This is a genomic window from Spirosoma arcticum, from assembly GCF_054779955.1.
Genome location: NZ_BAAGXG010000015.1, coordinates 81,086 through 101,923 on the forward strand (window position 1 = coordinate 81,086; position 20,838 = coordinate 101,923).

25 protein-coding genes are annotated in these 20,838 nt (G+C 50.4%); 19 read left to right on the plus strand and 6 right to left on the minus strand.

What is annotated here, in order from left to right; translation table 11 throughout:
• Positions 1–54 precede the first annotated feature (54 nt).
• The 3 genes from ACYVHB_RS26000 to ACYVHB_RS26010 are packed head-to-tail and all read left to right on the plus strand — an operon-like array spanning position 55 to position 3,415.
• Positions 55–984, plus strand: a complete 930-nt coding sequence (locus tag ACYVHB_RS26000; RefSeq protein ID WP_461054748.1) for a DUF3945 domain-containing protein — start codon at positions 55–57, stop codon at positions 982–984.
• Between the two features lie 26 nt (positions 985–1,010).
• On the plus strand, positions 1,011–2,789 hold the full coding sequence (locus ACYVHB_RS26005) for a toprim domain-containing protein (RefSeq protein ID WP_461054749.1): 1,779 nt from the start codon (positions 1,011–1,013) through the stop codon (positions 2,787–2,789).
• Entirely contained in the window at positions 2,786–3,415 is a 630-nt protein-coding gene (locus tag ACYVHB_RS26010) for a hypothetical protein (protein ID WP_461054750.1), read from the plus strand. The genes ACYVHB_RS26005 and ACYVHB_RS26010 overlap by 4 nt, the downstream gene beginning before the upstream one ends.
• Before the next feature lie 7 nt (positions 3,416–3,422).
• On the opposite strand, the gene ACYVHB_RS26015 is transcribed toward ACYVHB_RS26010, so the two are convergent.
• The 5 genes from ACYVHB_RS26015 to ACYVHB_RS26035 all read right to left on the minus strand — a co-directional run bounded on the left by ACYVHB_RS26015 (position 3,423) and on the right by ACYVHB_RS26035 (position 8,947).
• Positions 3,423–4,139, minus strand: a complete 717-nt coding sequence (locus tag ACYVHB_RS26015; RefSeq protein ID WP_461054752.1) for a LytR/AlgR family response regulator transcription factor — start codon at positions 4,137–4,139, stop codon at positions 3,423–3,425.
• 5 nt (positions 4,140–4,144) lie between these two features.
• A complete protein-coding gene (locus ACYVHB_RS26020) occupies positions 4,145–5,590 on the minus strand; it encodes a sensor histidine kinase (RefSeq protein WP_461054753.1) in 1,446 nt (481 codons plus the stop codon).
• Between the two features lie 12 nt (positions 5,591–5,602).
• The gene (locus ACYVHB_RS26025) at positions 5,603–6,676 is read right to left on the minus strand and encodes a GNAT family N-acetyltransferase (RefSeq protein ID WP_461054754.1); all 1,074 of its coding nucleotides are present in this window, start codon (positions 6,674–6,676) and stop codon (positions 5,603–5,605) included.
• A gap of 540 nt (positions 6,677–7,216) precedes the next feature.
• Positions 7,217–8,497: a Y-family DNA polymerase gene (locus ACYVHB_RS26030; protein WP_461054755.1), complete on the minus strand. Its 1,281-nt coding sequence runs from the start codon at positions 8,495–8,497 to the stop codon at positions 7,217–7,219.
• 3 nt (positions 8,498–8,500) lie between these two features.
• Entirely contained in the window at positions 8,501–8,947 is a 447-nt protein-coding gene (locus ACYVHB_RS26035; RefSeq protein ID WP_461054756.1) for a LexA family protein, read from the minus strand.
• Between the two features lie 316 nt (positions 8,948–9,263).
• On the opposite strand from ACYVHB_RS26035, the gene ACYVHB_RS26040 reads away from it, so the two are divergent.
• From ACYVHB_RS26040 to ACYVHB_RS26105, 14 genes are all read left to right on the plus strand, one after another.
• Positions 9,264–9,464: a hypothetical protein gene (locus tag ACYVHB_RS26040; protein ID WP_461054757.1), complete on the plus strand. Its 201-nt coding sequence runs from the start codon at positions 9,264–9,266 to the stop codon at positions 9,462–9,464.
• 12 nt (positions 9,465–9,476) lie between these two features.
• Positions 9,477–9,782 (plus strand): SH3 beta-barrel fold-containing protein, encoded by a 306-nt coding sequence (locus ACYVHB_RS26045; protein ID WP_461054758.1) that lies wholly within the window; start codon positions 9,477–9,479, stop codon positions 9,780–9,782.
• Between the two features lie 58 nt (positions 9,783–9,840).
• Entirely contained in the window at positions 9,841–10,482 is a 642-nt protein-coding gene (locus tag ACYVHB_RS26050) for a DUF3560 domain-containing protein (RefSeq protein WP_461054759.1), read from the plus strand.
• 72 nt (positions 10,483–10,554) lie between these two features.
• A complete protein-coding gene (locus tag ACYVHB_RS26055; protein WP_461054760.1) occupies positions 10,555–11,265 on the plus strand; it encodes a hypothetical protein in 711 nt (236 codons plus the stop codon).
• Between the two features lie 67 nt (positions 11,266–11,332).
• Entirely contained in the window at positions 11,333–11,896 is a 564-nt protein-coding gene (locus ACYVHB_RS26060; RefSeq protein WP_461054761.1) for a hypothetical protein, read from the plus strand.
• 344 nt (positions 11,897–12,240) lie between these two features.
• Positions 12,241–12,720: a hypothetical protein gene (locus ACYVHB_RS26065; RefSeq protein WP_461054762.1), complete on the plus strand. Its 480-nt coding sequence runs from the start codon at positions 12,241–12,243 to the stop codon at positions 12,718–12,720.
• 19 nt (positions 12,721–12,739) lie between these two features.
• Entirely contained in the window at positions 12,740–12,931 is a 192-nt protein-coding gene (locus ACYVHB_RS26070) for a hypothetical protein (RefSeq protein WP_461054763.1), read from the plus strand.
• A 385-nt stretch (positions 12,932–13,316) separates the two neighbouring features.
• The gene (locus ACYVHB_RS26075; protein WP_461054764.1) at positions 13,317–13,490 is read left to right on the plus strand and encodes a hypothetical protein; all 174 of its coding nucleotides are present in this window, start codon (positions 13,317–13,319) and stop codon (positions 13,488–13,490) included.
• Between the two features lie 388 nt (positions 13,491–13,878).
• Positions 13,879–14,262: a DUF3846 domain-containing protein gene (locus ACYVHB_RS26080; RefSeq protein WP_461054765.1), complete on the plus strand. Its 384-nt coding sequence runs from the start codon at positions 13,879–13,881 to the stop codon at positions 14,260–14,262.
• A gap of 70 nt (positions 14,263–14,332) precedes the next feature.
• Positions 14,333–14,983 carry a PD-(D/E)XK nuclease-like domain-containing protein gene (locus ACYVHB_RS26085; RefSeq protein WP_461054766.1) on the plus strand — a complete coding sequence of 217 codons (651 nt, stop codon included), beginning with the start codon at positions 14,333–14,335 and terminating at the stop codon, positions 14,981–14,983.
• 12 nt (positions 14,984–14,995) lie between these two features.
• Complete coding sequence (locus ACYVHB_RS26090; RefSeq protein WP_461054767.1) at positions 14,996–15,334, plus strand: hypothetical protein; 339 nt, start codon at positions 14,996–14,998, stop codon at positions 15,332–15,334.
• 66 nt (positions 15,335–15,400) lie between these two features.
• A complete protein-coding gene (locus tag ACYVHB_RS26095) occupies positions 15,401–15,736 on the plus strand; it encodes a hypothetical protein (RefSeq protein ID WP_461054768.1) in 336 nt (111 codons plus the stop codon).
• 145 nt (positions 15,737–15,881) lie between these two features.
• Positions 15,882–16,283 (plus strand): hypothetical protein, encoded by a 402-nt coding sequence (locus ACYVHB_RS26100; protein ID WP_461054769.1) that lies wholly within the window; start codon positions 15,882–15,884, stop codon positions 16,281–16,283.
• Positions 16,283–16,738 carry a hypothetical protein gene (locus ACYVHB_RS26105; protein ID WP_461054770.1) on the plus strand — a complete coding sequence of 152 codons (456 nt, stop codon included), beginning with the start codon at positions 16,283–16,285 and terminating at the stop codon, positions 16,736–16,738. Before ACYVHB_RS26100 ends, ACYVHB_RS26105 begins: the two co-directional genes overlap by 1 nt.
• 470 nt (positions 16,739–17,208) lie before the next feature.
• Here ACYVHB_RS26105 and ACYVHB_RS26110 read toward each other — a convergent pair whose 3' ends face one another.
• Positions 17,209–19,398 carry a sigma-54-dependent Fis family transcriptional regulator gene (locus ACYVHB_RS26110; protein WP_461054771.1) on the minus strand — a complete coding sequence of 730 codons (2,190 nt, stop codon included), beginning with the start codon at positions 19,396–19,398 and terminating at the stop codon, positions 17,209–17,211.
• A 190-nt stretch (positions 19,399–19,588) separates the two neighbouring features.
• Here ACYVHB_RS26110 and ACYVHB_RS26115 point away from each other — a divergent pair, with 190 nt between their 5' ends.
• On the plus strand, positions 19,589–20,059 hold the full coding sequence (locus ACYVHB_RS26115) for a nuclear transport factor 2 family protein (protein ID WP_461054772.1): 471 nt from the start codon (positions 19,589–19,591) through the stop codon (positions 20,057–20,059).
• Positions 20,060–20,116: 57 nt separating this feature from the next.
• A complete protein-coding gene (locus ACYVHB_RS26120; RefSeq protein ID WP_461054773.1) occupies positions 20,117–20,644 on the plus strand; it encodes a nuclear transport factor 2 family protein in 528 nt (175 codons plus the stop codon).
• Positions 20,645–20,838: the final 194 nt, after the last annotated feature.

Genomic DNA, 20,838 nt, shown 5'->3' on the forward strand with positions numbered 1-20,838 from the left:
TCATTACATTTACCCGCAACTTCTGCTTGTCAACTCGTTAAACCTCTTTGTCTTATGAATCCGTCCTTACAGTACGCCCAGACGCAGGCTGATGGCTATGACAACCTTGCCCCAACACTTTTACAGGCGAAGCAGGCCTGGCAGTACGCCCAAACCGATAACTTCTTTAGTCCAGAGGAAGCCTCGGCCGTGCTACGCCAGCAGCTGGAGCCGTACCGGGCTCAACTGGAAGCCAAGCTAAGCCAGATCGGCTACCCACCGGAACACTTGGCTAAACACCCCCACATTGAAGAAGCGCTGTTCAGTGGGCAGCGGACACCAACGATGAGCGTGTTTATTTCGCCCGACGTGAAAATGGATGGCCGGTTGCGGATTGTTATGTCGGATGACGGTCCGGTAGTCTGCATTACGCCCGTACAGCGTCAGTTAACAATTCCGAACGAAGTGGCAGGAATTCGTTTGTCGAAAGGGGAAAAACAGCAGTTAGCTACGGAGGGGGCTTTACCCCGACCCTTCCTACTGGCCGATCAGGGCGATTACGTGCCCACCTACCTGCGCGTCGACTCAATGACAAACACAGTTGAGTTATGGCGGGTACGGCCCGAACTACTGCCGACCAAGCTGCTTAACATTGACCTGACCAAAGATCAGCAGCTTCAGCTTGCCAACGGGCACGCCGTGCGCCTGAGTGGTTTGTTGGACAAACAGGGTGAACCCTTCAACGCAACGGTTAGCCTGTCGGTCACTCAGAAAGAACTTCAGTTCAGTGATTTTAGCCGATTGGGAGTTACGCTTAAGCCAGATGCTGAAAACCGGCAGCAGCTTGCCATCAACAACGAGGGAGCCAAAACGGACTTGACCCGAAGCCAGGAGATAACGTCTGGGGCAACCACGGTCAGTAATTTTCAGCGGGAAATGATGCAGGAGTTACTGGAGGGCAAGCCAGAACAGAAAATTGGTGGCCCCAAGCAAAGAATTCAATAAGCGATCCTATCCACCCCTACACGACCATGACAAAATTTGATGAACTGAAGGAGCGTTTCCCTAACCTGATCCCCGTTCAGGAGCTCCGCTCGAACGTTTCCATCGTTGAATTGGCTGTTCAGTACGGCTACGAACCGCAGGTCTACAAAGGGCGCTCACGCCCCGTCCTGGAACATCCCCGTTACAAGGACACAATCATCATCAAAAACCCACAGGACCCCGGCCAGCAGGTTTACCAGCGGGCCGGGGACTTCACGGACGCTGGCACAATCATTGACTTTATCCGCAACCGATTAGCCACTGTCTTTTCTACCTTCAACCGACCCGGCGAATCCGAATTCAGGAACATTACCAGCGTGCTTTATGATTACCTGCGCATCGATCCCGAGCACGTCAATCATAACCGAAAGGTTACCACCCGGCTGGCCGAGCCGGGTGTAAAGCAGCCCTTCACCAAGGAGCAGTTTGATTTGCGCCCACTGGGGGATGACAATTACCTCAACCAGCGAAACATTGCACCCCAGACCCTGAGTGGTCCTGAGTTTGTCAATAAAGTCGTTTCCCAGGTGACCTACTTCGACCCCGCTCGTGGTCAGACCGATAACTTCCCCACCGTCAAGGAACACCCCGAGCGCAACTATCTTCAGTACACCAACGTAGCTTTCCCTTACTTCAATGGCCAGTCTACGGAAGTGACGGGCTTGGAACTGAGAAACGAAAACGTTAAGCTGCATGCTCCCGGCAGTGACCGATACAGCAGTGTGTTTGTGTCTAACCCACCCCCCAAAGTTGAACGGTTCTTTATCATGGAAAGCGCCATCGATGCACTTTCCCACCGGCAGCTGCGCAGTATTGAGGGAGACGACAAATTCAACGCAGTCTACTTTTCAACCGGCGGACAGCTCACCCCTCAGCAAGTCAATACGATGAGCCGGTACATGGGGTCTTTTGCCAAAGCGGAGAACTACTCCATCAACTTAGCCTTTGATAATGATGCTTCGGGTCACCGGTTCGACCTTCAGTTTATTCAGCAAATGATGGCCGTTAAGTTTCCCATGACGCCAACGGTTGGCGGTGGTAACCGGATGGCCTACCTGTTACCCGAACAGGAAGAATACCGTCCGATTCGGGCAGCGATGCTGGATCGGATTGAATTATTTAACCAAAATATACAGGCTCAGTTTGTCAGATCGGAAACCGATACGCTTGGTCAAAAAGAATTAAGTAGTCAACTCATCCAGGTCAGCCGAAGCGGGCAACAGGTGCAAATCAGCATTCCCGAAATGATTGCCCCTTTGTCAGTCATTAATAAGCTACTTCTGGAAGAAACGGGGCTTAGTCAGCGAATCAAACTGGAGAAGGCCTGCGCTAAGGATTTTAATCAGGACCTAACGCGGGAAGTTCAGTTAGGAAAGCGTTATGCTTACGGCGTCAAAGACGAGACCGGCCTGGTCATTATTAATGGTATCTCGCCAGTATCGATGGTTAGGGTCATGCAGCACTTGCAGCACCAGGCAGAAAGCGAAGGCCTCACCAAATCCTTTACGCTAAACCAACGCCAGCCCTACGGCTTTGTACGCCCCCATTTTGAGTTGAAAATTGAGAATGGGCAAACCGTTAAATCTACACAAACCCAGGAGCTCAATGGACAAGTTCAAGAAGAGAAGAAAGCCCTGAAACTGCAGCAACCGGACGAACTTCGCCATATAAAGCAGGCTTTGAACCCAGAGAATAAACCGGCCATAGGCCAAGTAGCGAAGCAGGGACACAAGAAGGGCCAGCAACTTAAACCACGCCAAGAATGAACCGGCAAGCTTTAAAGTTCACCAACCTCGACGCATTCCTGTTAGTGATGGAAGAGCAAGGACTGGCTCAACATGTAAGGGGTGTTATTTATGAGGAAGACAGGTTACCTTATCACTCGGCCTATCTTATTCCATTAGACCAACTACCGAAGGTCAACTATATAGAACTGATTGATCAGTTTGACGGCACAATTACTCACGTACAGGAAATTAATTATTTAGGCACGGAGCAGTTTTACACTGATTTTATGATCTATCCGCTATCAAGGAGTGGTTACATTGAACTGGATGGTGTTTCTCTTATTACTTTTACTCCTAATCATATAGAACAGGAGTCAGGTGAGATCCACATGGTTTACGTAATCAATCTCGAGGATGGGAGCGGAGAAGAGTACTTTATAACCTTGGGGGGAGGTCTAGTTGGCCTGTCGTCTAGAGGAATAGAACAACCTCAAGAATTTAAATCGTATCAGCTAACCGCTAAGAGAATCGCTCAGTTGAAACCTAACTATCCACCCATCTGTCGACTGTATGCTGTTGAACGGCGTGAATTTGACAAGCGACGACAAACGATATGGGATGCTGTTAGGAAGACCACGGTAAACGATGAGAATCAGCTTGAATAAAAAAGAGTCACTTTTTTCGGATTGAATTTTGTGCAATCGCCTCTAACAAGGACTTCTTGTGAGATTCGCCAATTGGGAAAGGTCGAGACTGGTTCTGACGTTGTACCCAAAGTTGATGGGCTTCTACAAGGTCAATTTTCTTTTTGGAAACGATAAACGACTTATGAACCCGGACAAATAGTTTTTTTGGCAACTGGCCTTCCATCTCGCCAATGGAGAGTCGAAGGTTGATGCGGTCCTGTTCGGTGAAAATTGAAATATAGTTTCGATCACTTTCTATCCAGCAGATCGTATCAAAGTCGATCCGGTGAAATTTGCCCTCTACCCGCACATAGGTAAAGGAGTCAACGGCCTCCTCCGTCTGAAGCATTAGCTTGGCCTTCTGTACCGCCTTTAAAAAGCGCTCAAACGAATAAGGTTTGTGGAGAAAGTCAATCGCGTTGTATTCGTAACTTTTCAGGGCATAGCCGGGGTAGGCGGTTGTAAAAATATAGCCTTGCTTATCCCCAACAATGTGGACGAAGTCCATCCCATCAATGGCAAAATTCGGCATCTCGATGTCAAGAAAAACCAGATCTACCGAATTGTTTTGCAGATAGGTGACCGCCTGGAAAGGGTCACTAAAGTAGCTCTTCACTTCCAAATAAGGCACCTTGGCGATGTATTTCAGCAAATGCTGAATCGCCATTTCTTCGTCGTCCAACACAATGCAGGTGATCGCCATGGAATTCAGGTTTGGATGGAGAGTTCTACCCGGAAATAGTCCTCATCCTGATCTACCCTAAACGAATAGTTCGTGTCATAGGTTAAAGCCAGCCGTCGGCGCAGATTGGCTAAACCGATGTTGTTGGACTCAACCCGTTGTTTGCGATTTTTTTTGTTGGCAATGAACAAGTTAATCGCCGTTTGGGTCGCTTCGATGCGAATGATTAGTGGGTCACCCGCTTCATTCATCTTACCGTGTTTAAACGCGTTTTCAACCAGGCCAATCAGCAAAAATGGCGGAATCTCTTTTTCATGAGTGGGTCCTGCGACGCTGAAGTCGATGAATAACTGGTGACTGTGCCGCAGTTGATGCAGGTCAATGAATTGCTGCATGTAATTAATTTCCTCGTCAAGCACGACCGGACCCCGGTCATCCTGCATGCTGTAACGCATGATTTCGGCCAGTTTCAAAACGCCTTCCGCCATTTCCGGAGCGACATCCTGACTTTTCATGTAAAAGTAGTTAAGTGTGTTATAAAGAAAGTGAGGATTGATCTGCGCTTTAAGCGCTTTAAGCTCGGCACTTAGGGTTTCTTGCCGGAGAAGTAGACGCTGTTCTTCCGCCTGACTCTGTTCCCGTTCCCGCTCTAACTCTTGTTGATTACTGGCATTTATCGCAACTCGGATATTCTCAGTTACGGTTGGAATGATTCTGTAAACAGATAAGGTGGTTGTTAAACAGAAGTAAGCAGTCAGAAAAGCAATCAGCATGAAGACGAGCCAAATGTTAAAGTATCTTGAGATTTTAGGAGGGTTTAAGCCATTTTTCTGCAGTGTTTCTTTTCTTGCCAGTGCCCAAGACTGATTACTACCCAAAGCTGTTTCATACCGGGACGACTCGGCTGGGGTTAAATAGTTGTATTGATAGGAATACTCGTTACGTACAAAAGTGACATAGATGAGCAGGCCGATGACTGTTAAAAACCAAACGAATGAGGCCGTTCGTCCAAGCAGCATGGCCGACAGAAGAGTAAATGAATGACCAAGTGCAAAATCAGTCAGTATAGCATCACTACTTGGGTTTCCTATCCCGATCATGTGACAGAGACTCATCGTCATCACCGACAGAGCACTTGCCCAACGCATAGTTGTTTCAAGCCTTTTGTCGGTACTTATTCTAATGCTGAATCCCGCCAGACTAATTGTCTTTTTTGAGACAAGCAGAAGAGAACTATAAATAGCTGAGGACAAATTTGTAACCCCAACCAATATGTAGATTACACCTAATATAGGGTTAGGAATGAAGTAACCCGTAGCTATTTTCTCTGAAATAAGGAAAATAGCTACCAATCCTAAGTAACCGAAATTTAAAATGAGCAATAGTCTTCCCTGCGTTTTGGTAAATGGCTCCTTGAGTTGCTGGCGGGAGTTTTCCAACAGGTCTTTCAGCCCAATCTCTTCGTTCCTCATCGATTTAGCCGTTTAAGAGTAGTCAAAGCAGGAAACATACAATGGTCGCTGATTGACCTGCCAGGGGGCATTCGTTCCAACTGACTTAACCAGTACGTGGGTATTTATGCCCGCTCTATAGCTGCTAAAGAGACCCATTGATTTCAGGCTGAGCAATGCCGTCAGCGGGTCCCGCTCGTCGATTTGCCACATAGCGGAATGCAGCCCCAGGTGAGCTAATACACTCTCCAGTAAGATAGGTAGTAGGTGAGCTCGGCCTTCACTATGGTAAAACCCTTCCAATACGGCAAACGCCTGACGGGCCGGATTAAAGTACCAGCGGGTAATCGGGAACACGGGAGCCAGCTTCATAAGAAGAGGCCCCCAAAAACCGGGCATTTGAATGAATCGCCAGCATACGGGATTCGCCTGTACACCAGCAACGATCTGACCACCCTCCTTTAGGACAAAGTATTGACTTTGGTAGCCGATGTAGGCGAATGTTTTAAACGTGTAGTGCCGATAAAAACGGCGTAAAAGAGGTATGATACGGGTGAGATCATCACCCGTTGCCACCCCAAAACGTTTGTCTTTTACCGGAGCGTAACGCCGAAAAAAGTAAGTTTTCAGAAGAGCAATTGAGCGGAAGTCCTCGTTGACCGATATGGCCATCGAGCGTTCATTTTTTTCTTCGATGTACGAATAAAATAGGAAAGGGGAGGAAGTATGCTGTTGTGCGTAATCCATCGCTTTCTGTTTTAGCAAACGGCCATATCCTTTATTTGATCGGGATTCCGCTACGGAGAGGTAGCGGCCGTAAAAGCCGGTCAGTTGGCGATTCTCAATGTCAAGTTGGCGTTCATCCAGGCAATAGATACCAATCAATTCATTCCCCTGCCACAGGTGAAAGAAAGACGGGTTGGCCAGATCCCGGACTTTCGTTTCCTGATTCGTGTGTTGATACCGGATGCCCTTGGTTCCATAAACGGTGTTTTTCAACAGCGTCATTCCATCTGATTCAAGCGCGCGCCCGACGGTAATGCGTAAGTTATCGCACTCATATATGGTTTCTCCACCCGCCCCACGGGGATTGATCGACTCGTTCATGGTCGCTTCTGTCTGGATGCTTATTGACTCAAACGGAAAAGAAAGAAACAGGTTTCGTCCCCCGTTACAACTCGTTCGTCCCTCGGTATGACCTATTGGTACCAGAGTTGGCCATAGTGCTTATCTGATACACGTTTAAGACACAACTTATCCTATAAACAAAGTAGGTAAGTCTTAATCCTCAACACCGTCAGCTATGTGCAACAATCATCACCCGGTTAACTTCCCTCCATCATCGAACACAACTTATCGAGCGTGCGCGCCCGAGTGCAATCATAGCGGAGAAGAGTTTGATGCCGTACAGTTTGTTATTAGCCTGGAAAACGAAAGCGGCCAGGAATTTTTTCTGGCTGAAAGTAATGGGCTAGTTGGTTTTACGGATACCAGTGATCAGTTGCCGATTTTGGTCCAAACGTATCAGGAAATAAGCGCCCATCTAAGTCAACTACGCCGAGAATACCCGCCTACCTGGTGGATATACGCCGTAACTCAAAACGAATTTGAAACCCGACGCCGACAGGGGCAACCTTCTGAACGGGATCAATGAGCAGTCAGTATATCTTTCCACCGGGTAGTGTAACAAGGTGATAGCCACTGTTGCTTCATGTGCCAAGTAGGACTTAAGCCCTGACCCGCCACGCGCACCCGGTCCCGGCCGTAGCGGGTATTGATTTTGTCCATTACCTGGCTTAGTGTCGCCAGCCGCTCATCAGCCACGTCCGTAAATAAGCCGGGTTGCTGAAAGCTGTCCGGTACAAAATCGGAGAGAATAACCCCCACCTTCTGGTAAGCGTAACCAAACCGGTAGATGCTGTTCAGGGCAGCCGCTGCGTAGTGGGCTAACTCGGGCGTACTGCTGGTCGGGTGGGGGAGTTGCAGGGTCTGACTGTTGTAGTACTGCTTGGCCAGCTCCCCATTGGCTGATTTACGAAACCGGTTCGTGTGCAAAAAGACCGTCATCACCCGGGCCGCCGAATGCTGTTTCCGCAGCCGCTCGGCAACCCTGGCCAGATAGGTCAGCAGGGCTTCGGTCATGGTTTGTTTGTCAGGAATCAACTGGCCAAAACTGGGAGCTGCACAAAACGACTTGCGAACGGGCGGATCGGTCTCCATGAGCCGGCACGGTGTACCCAGTAACTCATACTTCAGGCGCAGACCATTAACCGTCAGGTGATGCCGCAGCCAGTCATCGGGCAGGGCCGCAAACTGAGCGGCCGTCTTAACGTCGTTGCGATTCAGTAGCGACTGGTAGCGTCGGCCTACCCCCCAGAGTTCTTTAACCGAGAAATCAGCCAGAGCATCTTCGATAGCGGACGGCGTATCCAGCAGAAAGACACCTTCGGCTTCGTCGAGTCGTTTGGCGTACCAGTTGGCTACTTTGGTCAGACTTTTCGTGGGTGCAATCCCCACCGAAACGGGAATGCCAATGCCCTGATTGACCTGTTCCCGCAAATTGCGAGCAAAGTACCGTAGATCGGGATAAACGCTTTCGTAGCCAGCCAGGTCCAAAAAGGCTTCATCGATGGAATTGACCTCAACCTCTTCCACAAAACGACCCAGTAATGCCATCAGTCTTGACGACGCGCATCCGTACAGGGTATAATTTGAGCTGTAAACGTGGATGTTATGCTCAATAATGAGATCTTCCAACTGAAAGTAGGGTGCCCCCATGGTCACCCCGATCTTTTTAGCCTCGTTCGAGCGGGCAACCACGCATCCATCGCCATTACTGAGCACAATGACGGGCTTTCCTTCCAGGGTTGGGTTAAAGCTGCGTTCTACCGAGCAGTAGAAATTGTTAGCGTCTACGAGCGATAGCATAGGCTAATGAGTGTGTTTGAGCTGCGACTTTTTAAGCCAGTAGGTGACCACCCCGAATAGCTTGAAATCGTCTCCCGGTTCACCGGGATGTACGTAAATGGGCAGGTAGGCCGGGTTTGCCGGCAACAAAACAATAAGGTCATCGGCCCGGTGGTAGCGCTTGACGGTTAATCCCCCGTTGACCCAGGCCACAACGATATGACCTTCATAATTCTTTCTGATCCGGCGATCAACAATCATAATGTCCCCGCTCCAAAGGCCATCGTCGATCATTGAATCACCACCACAGCGCACGAAGTAAGACGTCTCCAGGTGCGTGTCGCACAATTCATCCAAGGAGCAGATCTTCTCAATGTGATCGGTCGCCGGGGAAGCAAAACCGGCTGGTACCAGCGAGGAATAAAAGGGGAGTTTCAAGCCGGTCGCTGAACGGACCTTCAACTTCTCCATGCGGAGCGACTCTGGTTTTTGTGTAGTGTCATCACTCATAGGCGGTCGTAATAGTATAGTTGAAACATAAAACAAGCGGCTATACTATAGTTTTATTATAATACTTGCAAATCCACTTACACACAGGGCTTTCCTATAAGCGTAAAAAAAGGTTGAAAAGGGGAAAGAAAGTCGGCTCAAATTGGCAACGCAACAAGACATACAAGGGCCAATAACTGCCTTTTTTGTGTAAAATATTTACAAAAAACATTACTAAACAGTTGTAAATTTAGTAAAATGATTGTACCTTTAATCTGTAATCAAAACAGAAAAGGACATGACACTGGCAACGGAAGTACCCTTTGATTTCGATTTCAAGTATACCCCCGGCGAAGCAGCCACCCGCGACTATCCCGGCGATGGCCCAGAGGTTGAAATCACTACCGTTCGGCTCAATGGCGTAGCAATCCCGCTGGAAGCCATCACCGCCGAGATGTACAATCAAATGGTCGATGAAGTATTGAACAGCTACTACTAATCCCTTTTTCCGATGAAAACTCAATCGACTATTCCAGCCACCACCCGTTCAGAAGCCGTAAAACTGGCTTGGCAGATTGCCAGAAACGCCGGTTTGCCCTTCGCCCAAGTACAAGCCCAGGCGTGGGCCACCCTTAAGCTGAAAGCCAAGATGCAGGTTCAGCCGGTCAGCTTCTGCTATTTCAAAGAGGACGGTAGCCGACGCTATGCTACGGGTCAGTATGCCACCACTACGACCAAGCCCCTTGTCATTTGCTATTACGACACGGAAGCAAACGGGATTCGGTCATTTCGCATTGATCGTTTGATTGTCGCCTAATCACATACGGCCCGGCTCTATGCCGGGCCACTAACCACCTCTTTAGCTAGCTGACTTTATGAACACCTATAGCAAATACTGTCCGAATGTATTTCTGGCTAAATGTCCAGAACAGCACCAAAAGGGGGAAACGATAACGCTTACAACAAGACATGGGAACGAGAATGAATGCATTGTTTTCAATCTCATCTATGAAAAAGGCGGATTCTTCTTTTACTCGGTCGTGCGGGCCGATGGCTTCAATGTTCAGGAATGGGCAAAACGTCGTGCGGAAAAATATCAGGTATGGGCCGCCAGTGCAGAAAGCCAAGCCGATGCAGCGCACAAACGCTCCCACGACTACGTAAAAGGTATCCCGATGGGCCAACCTATTCTCGTAGGTCACCACAGCGAAAAACGCCATCGCCGGGACTTAGATCGTTCGTGGAATGCACTGGGTAATGCGGTGAAACTAACCGAGAAAGCAGAAGCGCACGAAGAACGGTCGTCCTACTGGGAAAGTCGGGCCAACACAATCAATCTGTCGATGCCGGAAAGTGTAGACTTCTATGAATGTGAGCTGGAAAAGGCCCGGCAAAAACACGAAGGTTTAAAGTCTGGGGCTATCGAGCGGAGGCACTCGTTTTCATTGACCTATGCCAAGAAGGAAGTCAATGAACTCCAAAAGAAACTGGAGATAGCCAACCGTCTTTGGAATTAGCATTAACCACCCCGAAGGTCGGACGGGGTAAGTTCCGGCCACCCCTTTTTCCCCTTTCCAATTTTTACCGCTATGGCAAAGACCAACGCCACCGAAGCAACCAACACCCCTACCGGCTTACTGCCTTATCAGAAGGTTCACGAGTTGACCGGCGAAATTATTGACAAATACAAGATGCTGGAAGGGCACCCCCGTCAGTATCGCTTTGACGCTAAAGAAGGCGTATTCAACATCAACGGCACCGATAAGCTGGGGCGTAGCCTGACGTTTCAGCCCATTGCGTGGCGCATTTTTACCGATGCTATTCTGGGTATGGGTACCAAGAACTGGGCTGAACTGTTCTTCATTGACGATAAGAATTGTGTAGCGTCTATCCTGTTTCACTCCTACAGCGTGGAGAATATATTCAAGATGGTCGAGCCGCTTTATTACGACGATCTGACACTGGCCGATGTGGTGATTACCGCCATTGCCGAGAAGAAGGAGTACACCAAGTCCGTTCCCAAAGGCACGTACTATATCGCTTCGTTCAGCTACAAAATGGCGGACGTTGAGCAGACAAGCGTATTGAAGCGGTACGCGCAGGATCGCAAGATTTACCGGCAGGAAACGCTGACCGATGTAGCCAACGTGAAAACGGCCCTGAACTATTATAACCCTTTGGCCCATGCCGAAGGCTTGGAACAGTTGCCCGAAGGTGTAAGCAATGCGGAGGTGCGCGACGCGGTAGAGCAGCACTACCAGGAGCAGAGCGAGGGCAACACCGAGCAAACCCCGGCTTAATTTATTACAACCCGTTCCGGTCGCTCAGGTGACGAGCCAGCGACCGGACCTAAAACCTACTTTTCTGATGCCTTATTCAAGACGCAGCACCGCCCCCATTGAATCAACTCAACAAGAGATAAGTGCCATCGGTAAACTTCTGTTATGCGCGTGGAGTGCTGAATATGCCCTGCGTGTAACACCCACCGTTCAGGACGCTGAGTTCTGCAAGAACTCCTTAGAGTGGACGTTCCCCCAGGCCTACTATGCCGCATTCTTTTCAGCCCGCGCGGTGCTGGCTTCGGATGGCATCAACATTGCCAACCAGAAAGGCGTGAACCTGCTGATGAATCAACGGGCGGGCGCGGGTTTCTACGGCCCCAGCATAGCCACGGAAAGCAACCCTTATTCGGCCCTGATGGTCTACCAATTGGGCGTTAATGTTCCCACCGTTTGCGTCTCAAGCCTGGAAGCCGTCGCCCTGAATCGAAAATTAGTTGATAGCGTTCATGCCATTGCCATCATTCACGAAACCTACATCCTACACCGCATCGGGGAGATCGCTTATCAGAAGCTAATTGCGGAGGCTCCAGCGTACTTGATTGATAAGTTTGTCGGAGCGCGGAGCACATTAATAACTAATGACAAATAAAATGAACACGTTCTTTGAAGACTGGAAAAGTGGAATTGTTCAACCCGATCAAATAGATGACTACATCGATCGGTGGCACTCAGGCAATTCAGATTTACCCCTGGCGGCTTTTTTAGGTCTAACCCAAGACCAGTATGCCAGATGGCTGACAACGCCCCAGCAGTTACTGCAAATACTTCAAGAATCCCCCTAAGTGCACTCTCTATGTTCACCAATCCCGAGTTCTACCTAACCCCATTTACACCATCTGGTTAGCCGAATGATTAGCCCGTATCAGGGCAAGAACTGGCTACCGAATTAAACAGAGTCCTTATTTTTGTCTTAGCAATTCAACCAATGCACCCATGAAAGCTATTCAGCATTCTTCATTTCCGGCACAACGCCCTTTGCATGATTTGACCAACCGTGATATATGCGCAATAATTGCGGCCCTGTTGACCTTTAATCTGCCCGTTGGTGCGGCCCTTATCGCACAGGTCGGAATCGGGCTGTATCTTCTCTTTACTCAGGAAGAAGCTAAAAGCGATATGAAACGATTACTGCGGGGGCACTACCTGAGTACCGATCCTCAAATTATAGAACGGCTGCAAGCCTATGAGCAGGGGGAAGAAGCCGAGGAATCCGACACGTTTTCGCCGGAAGAGCGGCAACAGTGGTATCAACTGGTCGGCTCACTCACTCGGACCAGCCCAAAGCCCCGGCTACCGCTCTATCAGTGGCGTCTGGATTTGATTTTATTAGGGGCTGCGTTTTTTTATCAGCTTACGGAGCTGAACCGCCTGTATCCTGACGCTGTGGATCGCCTGTTTTTCAGACGCTTTTGATTCATCGCGCTGGTTCGCAATGAAAGAGATCAAGGAGGGGTGCCGGGTAATCGTCAGCGTTTACAAATGGGATATATACATCCGCTCCTACAAAGCGACGGTGAAGGGCTTCACGCCGGGCGGACTCGTGAAGGTTGACCCCGATAGGTACCCCGGCATCAAATGCGTGTCGGCCGATAATGTCAAGGTTGTCAGCGGTTCAGCCATTTGATTGCTACCATGGACTGCTGGCTTAAACCCAGCGCTTTATCGAACTCGAACCCAGGTGTTATAAACAGCAAAACAATCGTTTTTTTAACCTGGAAACGCCTTACACCTCGACCGATTTTGTCCGGGACGCAGCGATCCGGCAACGCTGCGTCTTTGGATCATGTACTTCGACTTCAGTCGATGGCGGACGTCGGCGAACACGATAAACCAGCTGAAGAGGTACGTCGGGCCTTGGAAGACATTCGACAGGTAATGGGGTCAAGTGGTGGATGCGGAAGGCACTGGCATGGCTAATCAGCATTAACCATCCTAAATTAATGGCTTACATAAAACGACATACGTTTGATGAATTGCACACGCTAACGTATGCTTAACAGCAGTTTGTTGTGGGCCTGTTTTGGCTAACCATGCGGGCGGATGGTCCCATCAATGGCGTCGAGCGAACGATGGGTGAAAAGTGGGCCGGGTTGATCGGCATTAGTCGGCTGGTGTACGAAGGCAAGATGGAAGCACTCGATAAACTGGCTGAAGCCAGGTTAAAAGAAACCGAAATCAAATAACCAGCTTAACCAACGAGGATTACCAGTTTATCACAGCCGCCACGGTGGAGGAGGTTGTCATTGGCGACCGATGGTAGAACCGTACTGCTTATTGCATTCGCCCCTGCATTTTGTTGACTGGCGAATGCATCTTGACGCTAACAAAGACAGCAAGGCTATTGTGATGGAATTACAGATTCACCATTCCTCGGATCTGCTGTAAACAAGAGAGGCCAGCCTATACTAGCTGACCTCTACCAAAATTGTAATCAAAACAAATAATATGTAGCAGTACGGACGTGCTTTGGTAAAGGTTCGATTGTGTAAAATATTTACAAATAAACTTACCAAACAGTTCTATTTTTTGTAATTAATAATTACCTTCAGTCTGTAATCAAAACTTAATAACATGCGACTAATTAAGATTGACCCCCAAGCCCAAACCGTCGAGGCCATTGATACGCCCGGCACCCTTGGCGACCTGTACCGGCTCATCGACTGCCGGATGATTGATGTATGCGCCCGGCAGGACAATGGCGATTCGCTCACGGTAGACGACGAGGCCCTGTTCTTGGAGCCGCAGCCCCACGCTTTCATTTTTAACGGGCAGGGACCGATCCACGGCATCGCTCTGCTAACGGGAACCGACGAGGAAGGCGGTACAGAAGAGCCAGCTATGTCGGTCGAAGAGGCCATCCAGTGTATTGAGTGGTTAGGCAACGTATACACCAGACCGTCACTGACGGTAACGTCATTGCCCAGCCAGATATTTGGCTTTGCTTTTCTGAATTAATGCATCCAACCGGGAGGGGTGTGGTAGACCGTCACACCCTTACCTACAAACCTTTTTTCCCTTTTCAACCATGTCATACCGTACGATGCGTCGATACGCCAACTCTGATTTAGGTGAGTTCCGAAACAAACTTTTCAGCAATCAGGCCCTGCGCGTTTCCGGAGCGGCCCAGGTCTTCGGCACACTCTTTCACGGCCTGCTGCTCGAAGCTAAGTTAGCCGATGATGTCAGCCCCAAAATGACTAGCCAACTCAACGCCATGCGTGAGTCGGCGCTGGGTAGCAAGTTTCTGGCTAACGTGCTGCAAGCCGCCCAAGTCGAACAGGTGCGGACCTGGGTTGAGCCGCTAACGGGCCTGCCCTGTAAAGCACAGCTTGATATCTGGGCAGCCGAGAACGAGCTGGTCGTTGACATCAAGACCACCAGTGCCCGTTCCTACGGGGAGTTTCTCAAAAGCTGTGAGGACTACCACTACGACCGGCAAGCGGCCTTCTATCTGGATGGTACACCGGAAGCCAAGCGCTTTGTGATTTTAGGTGTTCAGAAGCAGGCTCCCTACGAAGTGTTCTACTTTGAAGCAACAGCCTGCCGGGGGTGCATTGAAGGCGGTCGCAAGAAGTACCAGGGGCTTTTGAAAGGGGTGCAGCGCACCGGCTTCGTGCCCTCCTCGTGGGGCCTTAAAACAGTACCTCAGCCAACCCCGGCACTTCATGCCGCCTAACGCTTTTTAGCTATGCACTTCGCTAAGATCACTAATTCACACAGCAGTAAAAACAGGTTACAGGAGTACGTCGGTAAGCAGGTCAAACAACTTGAGTGCCAAACGGTGGAGGACCCTCAGGCTTTCGGCAAGCATCTGGAGCAGTTGGTTCACCGGGCGAATTTGAAGTTTCCCCGTTGCCGACCACTGGTGGCCTACTACCATAAGGCTCACACGCAGGGTGACTATAGCGCCGGGGTGGGGGATGTCGTACAGTTCAGCTTGTACGCCCAGCGTGGCGAGTTCAAAGGTGTACAGGCGCACGTGCCTGTCACGCTGGGCGAGGGCTTGCAGGCCAACTTGTTCGCTTGAAGATTCGAAAACCGGGTTCAGCAATGAACCCGGTTTTTTACTACCACCCACAATCCCCTCGGTATTATGAGATTTGCCCGATTATTTGAGTTTAAAGCTGGTCAGTTACTGCTGTGCATTACAACAGACAGCGACGTAGACGGCTATGTTTTGAGTCTGAAAACCTACCATCAGGGAGTTTTCATCCGAACGGGCTTACCCTTTTCCGATCTTAGCGATGCCAGTGAGTCAATGGATGAACTTACCCAGCCGAAAGCCGAACGGTTGCACCAGACGCTAACTCAGTTCGGCACCGATCCCGATCAGAAGGCGCGCAGCAAAACGGGGAATGAGCCGATTGAAAACGTTGAAAAGTGGTTACGTGACGGACCAGATCAGTCAGGACAGTTAGGAGAATACTAATGAAGCCTCTCTCTTTAACTTCGCGCGGGCCACCGGCAACGCATGGCCAGGTGCACCGGATTGACAGCTAAGGGTGTTAAAATGGGGGCGGTGCACCTAATTTTACTTCTAACAAAGATTTTTCTCGATTATCAACCTCAAAATTATGGCATCGAACGCTGAACATATTCGAATTGAAATATTATTCAACTCGGTAGAGGTTGAGCTCGATCGGCGCTGGGCGTTCGGAGAAGTGCCGTCTACCTTCAAAGACCGTCCTGCAGAACACCTCCGCCGAATGGTTAAGGCTTGGTGGCAGATCTACCACGAGTCGGCTGCCGCAGCCAAGGCCCAAAACCGCACCGCCTGGCGACGCAATCCAGCTAACCCGGCCGTCGCTTTGGACACCGCATCACTAGTTGATAGTTTGGGCCAGATCAGCAAGCTTATCAATCTGGATGCCATCCGGGCGTATCGGACGGTTGGATCAGCAGAGTTATCGGCCGTTTGTCTACTCGGAATGATCACGACCTATTACGTTGAGATTAGAACCCAAACACCCACCTGATGGAAACTTTCTTAGTAGATTCGCCCCTAATCAAAGCAGATGATGAAATGGCGTTGGAGTCCGACCTGATAATTCGACATGCCGCTGAGCGGTATTTGGAAGCAGTTAAGAAGGCAGATGAATTAAAAGTAGGAGCGGAAGACCGATTATTTTCAGGAACTCCCGGTTCAATCTACCTCAAGAGGCTGGGCCATCGTGCGCTGACCAAAGAGGAGAAGGAAACTATTGTTAGTGCAAAAGGCACCGAAGAAGACAAGCGGGCAATGGTTGATTTTAGCCTAGCCCAAGAAAACCTCAGTCAGCGACTCAAGCCGATTGGTCAGTTCGTACGCCTGGTACTGGATCAGGCTGAGCTGGCCAAGGCGAATTATTACGCTCGTATGAATAGACCGGTCTTATGGACACCCGATGAAATGATTCGTGTCGTAGACGTACTCACCCGATTACAGATTTAACGACCCGACTAAACGGCCTAATTCGCAATGCTTGACCTGTTCGGCACCCTACTGCTCGGTATAATCCTGGGAGCAATCCTGGGGGTATTGGCCCTCAAAGTATGGGAACTCGTCCGACACTTCAAGAAATAGGGTACGCTAAATAGAATCTGGCTCACCAGCTAACGAGCATCTAGGCAGGAATCATTTTCTTTCTCTATCAATCATCGCAGGGTTATATCCAGGCTATAAGATTATAATCTTATAGGACTATAATCTTATAAAGCTATAGGGTTATAAAATCATGATTCAGGCGAATTGCATTTTTATTCCTTTTTCAACTAAAGCTTAACCTAGGGGGGTAGCCAACATTTGTACGAAATGTTCCACCAAAACTACTTAAACATCTGTATTTCAGCAGTATAAATTTTATACAGACACGCTCAAACCTCGGATGCGGTCAAAGTGGGTAGGGCATGCTACCGTTTTTACTAATCAACGATACCGCTTAGCTGGTCACCCCGCAAGTGTTCGCGCCGAATGCCCAGCTTTTTCATGCGGAACTCCAACGTGCTGGCTTTCAACTGCAAAAGTTCGGCGGCACCGCCCCGGCCGCTGACCTTGCCCTTACAGTGACGCAGTACCCGCAGAATGTGGTCGCGCTCATTGTCGGCGGCTGTTTTGAGGGTCGGATCTTCCGCTATTAGTGCGGTTACCGGTCCGGCCGTGGCCGAAGGGCCGGGTTTGGTGGTGGGTAAATAAAGCTCCTGAATGACCTTGCCCGGACTCAGGATTGCCGCCCGTTCCAGCACGTTCTCCAACTCGCGGATATTGCCCGGCCAGTCGTAGGCCAGAACCTGCCGCATGGCCCGCCCCGATACGCCCTGCAAGGGCTTACCCAGTCGCCGGGCCATCTTTTGCACGAAGTGCGTGACCAGCAGCAGCAGGTCGTCGGGCCGCTCCCGCAGGGGCGGCAGCGTCAGGGGAAAGACCGATAGCCGGTAGTACAGGTCGGCCCGGAACCGCCCGGCCTGCACCTCGGCGGCCAAATTACGGTTGGTGGCCGAGATGATCCGTACGTCGGTCGGGATAACCTTGTTGCCCCCCAGCCGCTCAATCTCCTTTTCCTGAATGGCCCGTAGCAGCTTGGCCTGCAAATCCAGGGGTAGCTCGCCAATTTCGTCTAAGAACAGCGTGCTGCCGTGGGCCAACTCGAACTTGCCCACGCGCCGGTCGGTGGCTCCGGTGAAGGCACCCCGCTCATGGCCGAACAATTCCGATTCGATCAGGTTGGCGGGCAGGGCTGCGCAGTTGATCTTGATGAGGGCTTTAGCCCGGCGGGACGAGGCCTGGTGCAGGGCGCGGACGACGAGTTCTTTGCCCGTGCCGCTTTCGCCCATAATCAGCACGGTGGTGTCGGTAGGGGCTACCAGCCGCAGGTTGTGGTGCAGGTTTTGCAGGGCCGGACTCTGTCCGACCATCTCACCGAGGTTATACTGCTGTTCGACTTCCTCAATCAGGTAGGCGTTCTGCTCCTGCAACTGCTCATTGAGCCGCTGAACCTCCTCATTAGTCAGGATGTTGGCAATTGCAATTGAAATGGTATGGGTAACCGTCTGAAAAAGCGTAAATACAGCAGGTTGAAAGTACTCTTTCTGCAGGGCATTGATGCAAAAGAAGCCGATGGATTTACCCCGTACCGTGAGGCCTGCTGCCAGGCAGTCGCGGTACCCCATCTCCAGAAGGCCCGTACCGCTGATCTGGGGGTAGTCCGGGAATCGTTCCACGAGCTCCTGAAAGTCAAATAGCACCGGCTCCCCGGCCGTCGCCAATTCCTGCATCATCCATTCTGCGGCAGAACCCGTATGCGGAATATTGGCAGAAACGGCGGCAATGGCCTCGTTCCATTCGCTCGGACTCACATCCGGCAGCACAGCCGCTAGGTCCGTGTGGGTTTTTTCGTCCGCACTGACCACAAACAAACCACAGTCGTGAAACCCAAAGAGGGGTTTAATCTTGTCGACAATCAACCAGAGCAAGTCATTGGTTGCTTTCACCTGAGCAATTAGCTCGGTAATCTTAAGTAACTGAGTCTTTTCCCGTTCCCTTTCCAGAATCTCCTCGTTGGCCAGAATGTTGGCTACCGCTACGGCAATCAGGTCAGCGATGGTTTTACACAACCTTAGATGCGCTTCCGTGTAGGTGCCTTCCTGTTCAGAATCGAGGAAGAGTACACCCAATTTTTTACCCCTGTGCATCAGCGGGGTAAACATAAGCTCTCTTATTCCCGCTTCCCACATCACCTCCCCAAAAGGATGCTCCGGGTAGTGTCCCCTAAACTGCGCTACCGTTATGACGCCGGTGTGGTTTAAGGTGTACTCGGTAAACCGGTCCATCGGTAAAAACTGGTCGTAGCCCTTCTGCTGCAACTGAGTGGCGGCTTGATGACCCTGGTAATTGTCCACATTGGTCCAATCCTGCCAGTACTTTCCAGTTTTATCCAGCACCAGAATACCCGTATCGTCCACGGGAATCACCGGCTTTAAATGCTCGAAGATAGCAGTAAACAGTTCTTTTCGTTCCCGCACCGCAGCAATGGTTTGGCTAATGGTTAGTAAGAGGGACGTTTCATCGGGTGCCAGCAGCGTTGGCCGTTCGAGTACCTGATCTATTTGTTCCATAGCGATGGGAATTAAATTCACAGAATGATACGAGACAGACTGTGGTTTCACAATATACTACGAAAATTAATTTCGGCTAAAAATCATTAACTGCTGACTATCAGTGGTTTATTTTCTGGCACAAATTTTATAATACGCTTATTGAACCTCAGTGGAGTACGCTACTTCTGAACTTAAATTAAACTTAACTATGAAAAACTTTATGAACACCCTGCTGCTGGTCAATGGCCTGCTGATGCTGTCGGCAGGGTTCACGGCCTTGACCAGTTGCCGTCGGGACAACAATGGGGTGGGGCTGCCGAGCGATGCCAATACACCCGCTCAGCGCGACAGTTTAACCGCTACCGTGCCGCTTCCAGCCCGTAACTACATCAACGCCGTTAACCTCAACAACCTCGATTCGCTGGTTGCGGCCTTCGCCCCGACCGGTACGGTGGTGGACGTTTCGCGCCGGATCGAAGGACGCGAGGCCGTGCGCACCTGGGCCAGGAATGAAGTCATGGGTGGGCGCTTGCAGGTACTGCGGGCAGACCAGCAACAACCGGATCGGGTACGGCTGCTGGTTCACTGGGCACCCCGTGGCTCGACGGGCTGGCGGGCTTACTACACCTTCACCTACGCCAACGGCTTGGTCACTCTGGCCGATCTGCAATACGCCTGAGCAACAGTAAATGAGACGGGGTGTAGCGGCCCCTTAACTTAATGACCAGTTAACTAAATGAAACTACTGCTTATTTGTCTGTTCGGCTGGCTGGCCGTTGCGTGCACTCCGACCAATCAATCAATCGAACCCATGACTACCAACGACATCGTCCGCACCGTCACCGACGTGTTTGTGGGCACCGACGAACGCGACTGGGCGCGGGTTGGCCGCTCCTTTGCTTCCCAGGTTCTCTTGGATTACACCTCTTTCGTGGGCGGGCAAGCTACCACCCAAACGCCTGACCAACTGGTAACGAGCTGGCGGGCCGTGCTGCCCGGCTTCGAGTATACTCATCACCAGTTGGGCAACTTTGAGGTGGAACAGACCGGCGGGCAAGCCACGGCGTTTTGCTACGGCACCGCCACCCACTACCTACCCCAGCCCGATGGCCGCAACCTCTGGACCGTTGTTGGCACCTACAACTTCCACTTAGTCCGGTCTAACGATACGTGGCGGGTTGACCTCATGCGATTCAACTTTAAATACCAGGAAGGCAACTTAGACTTGCCCCGACTGGCGACGCAACGAGTGCGGGAAAGGTAGAAAGGTAGCGAATAGATTAGCGAGTGTTGATCGGGCTACGAAATAAGCGTTTCCACACGTCAATTGATAAGTAACAGCTACGGGCTTTGTACCTAACGCTTCGGTGTGCGTAACGGTCTACTAATGAGCACAATCCGTTCTTACAGGTTGCCATCAAATTTTGATAACCAATCAGTTAACTGAACTAATTCAAC

Bases quoted from the DNA above. Each gene is read 5' to 3' on its own strand.
- ACYVHB_RS26000 (WP_461054748.1), top strand. From the start codon at position 55: ATGAATCCGTCCTTACAGTACGCCCAGACGCAGGCTGATGGCTATGAC.
- ACYVHB_RS26005 (WP_461054749.1), top strand. From the start codon at position 1,011: ATGACAAAATTTGATGAACTGAAGGAGCGTTTCCCTAACCTGATCCCC.
- ACYVHB_RS26010 (WP_461054750.1), top strand. From the start codon at position 2,786: ATGAACCGGCAAGCTTTAAAGTTCACCAACCTCGACGCATTCCTGTTA.
- ACYVHB_RS26015 (WP_461054752.1), bottom strand. From the start codon at position 4,139: ATGGCGATCACCTGCATTGTGTTGGACGACGAAGAAATGGCGATTCAG.
- ACYVHB_RS26020 (WP_461054753.1), bottom strand. From the start codon at position 5,590: ATGAGGAACGAAGAGATTGGGCTGAAAGACCTGTTGGAAAACTCCCGC.
- ACYVHB_RS26025 (WP_461054754.1), bottom strand. From the start codon at position 6,676: ATGAACGAGTCGATCAATCCCCGTGGGGCGGGTGGAGAAACCATATAT.
- ACYVHB_RS26030 (WP_461054755.1), bottom strand. From the start codon at position 8,497: ATGCTATCGCTCGTAGACGCTAACAATTTCTACTGCTCGGTAGAACGC.
- ACYVHB_RS26035 (WP_461054756.1), bottom strand. From the start codon at position 8,947: ATGGAGAAGTTGAAGGTCCGTTCAGCGACCGGCTTGAAACTCCCCTTT.
- ACYVHB_RS26040 (WP_461054757.1), top strand. From the start codon at position 9,264: ATGACACTGGCAACGGAAGTACCCTTTGATTTCGATTTCAAGTATACC.
- ACYVHB_RS26045 (WP_461054758.1), top strand. From the start codon at position 9,477: ATGAAAACTCAATCGACTATTCCAGCCACCACCCGTTCAGAAGCCGTA.
- ACYVHB_RS26050 (WP_461054759.1), top strand. From the start codon at position 9,841: ATGAACACCTATAGCAAATACTGTCCGAATGTATTTCTGGCTAAATGT.
- ACYVHB_RS26055 (WP_461054760.1), top strand. From the start codon at position 10,555: ATGGCAAAGACCAACGCCACCGAAGCAACCAACACCCCTACCGGCTTA.
- ACYVHB_RS26060 (WP_461054761.1), top strand. From the start codon at position 11,333: ATGCCTTATTCAAGACGCAGCACCGCCCCCATTGAATCAACTCAACAA.
- ACYVHB_RS26065 (WP_461054762.1), top strand. From the start codon at position 12,241: ATGAAAGCTATTCAGCATTCTTCATTTCCGGCACAACGCCCTTTGCAT.
- ACYVHB_RS26070 (WP_461054763.1), top strand. From the start codon at position 12,740: ATGAAAGAGATCAAGGAGGGGTGCCGGGTAATCGTCAGCGTTTACAAA.
- ACYVHB_RS26080 (WP_461054765.1), top strand. From the start codon at position 13,879: ATGCGACTAATTAAGATTGACCCCCAAGCCCAAACCGTCGAGGCCATT.
- ACYVHB_RS26085 (WP_461054766.1), top strand. From the start codon at position 14,333: ATGTCATACCGTACGATGCGTCGATACGCCAACTCTGATTTAGGTGAG.
- ACYVHB_RS26090 (WP_461054767.1), top strand. From the start codon at position 14,996: ATGCACTTCGCTAAGATCACTAATTCACACAGCAGTAAAAACAGGTTA.
- ACYVHB_RS26095 (WP_461054768.1), top strand. From the start codon at position 15,401: ATGAGATTTGCCCGATTATTTGAGTTTAAAGCTGGTCAGTTACTGCTG.
- ACYVHB_RS26100 (WP_461054769.1), top strand. From the start codon at position 15,882: ATGGCATCGAACGCTGAACATATTCGAATTGAAATATTATTCAACTCG.
- ACYVHB_RS26105 (WP_461054770.1), top strand. From the start codon at position 16,283: ATGGAAACTTTCTTAGTAGATTCGCCCCTAATCAAAGCAGATGATGAA.
- ACYVHB_RS26110 (WP_461054771.1), bottom strand. From the start codon at position 19,398: ATGGAACAAATAGATCAGGTACTCGAACGGCCAACGCTGCTGGCACCC.
- ACYVHB_RS26115 (WP_461054772.1), top strand. From the start codon at position 19,589: ATGAAAAACTTTATGAACACCCTGCTGCTGGTCAATGGCCTGCTGATG.
- ACYVHB_RS26120 (WP_461054773.1), top strand. From the start codon at position 20,117: ATGAAACTACTGCTTATTTGTCTGTTCGGCTGGCTGGCCGTTGCGTGC.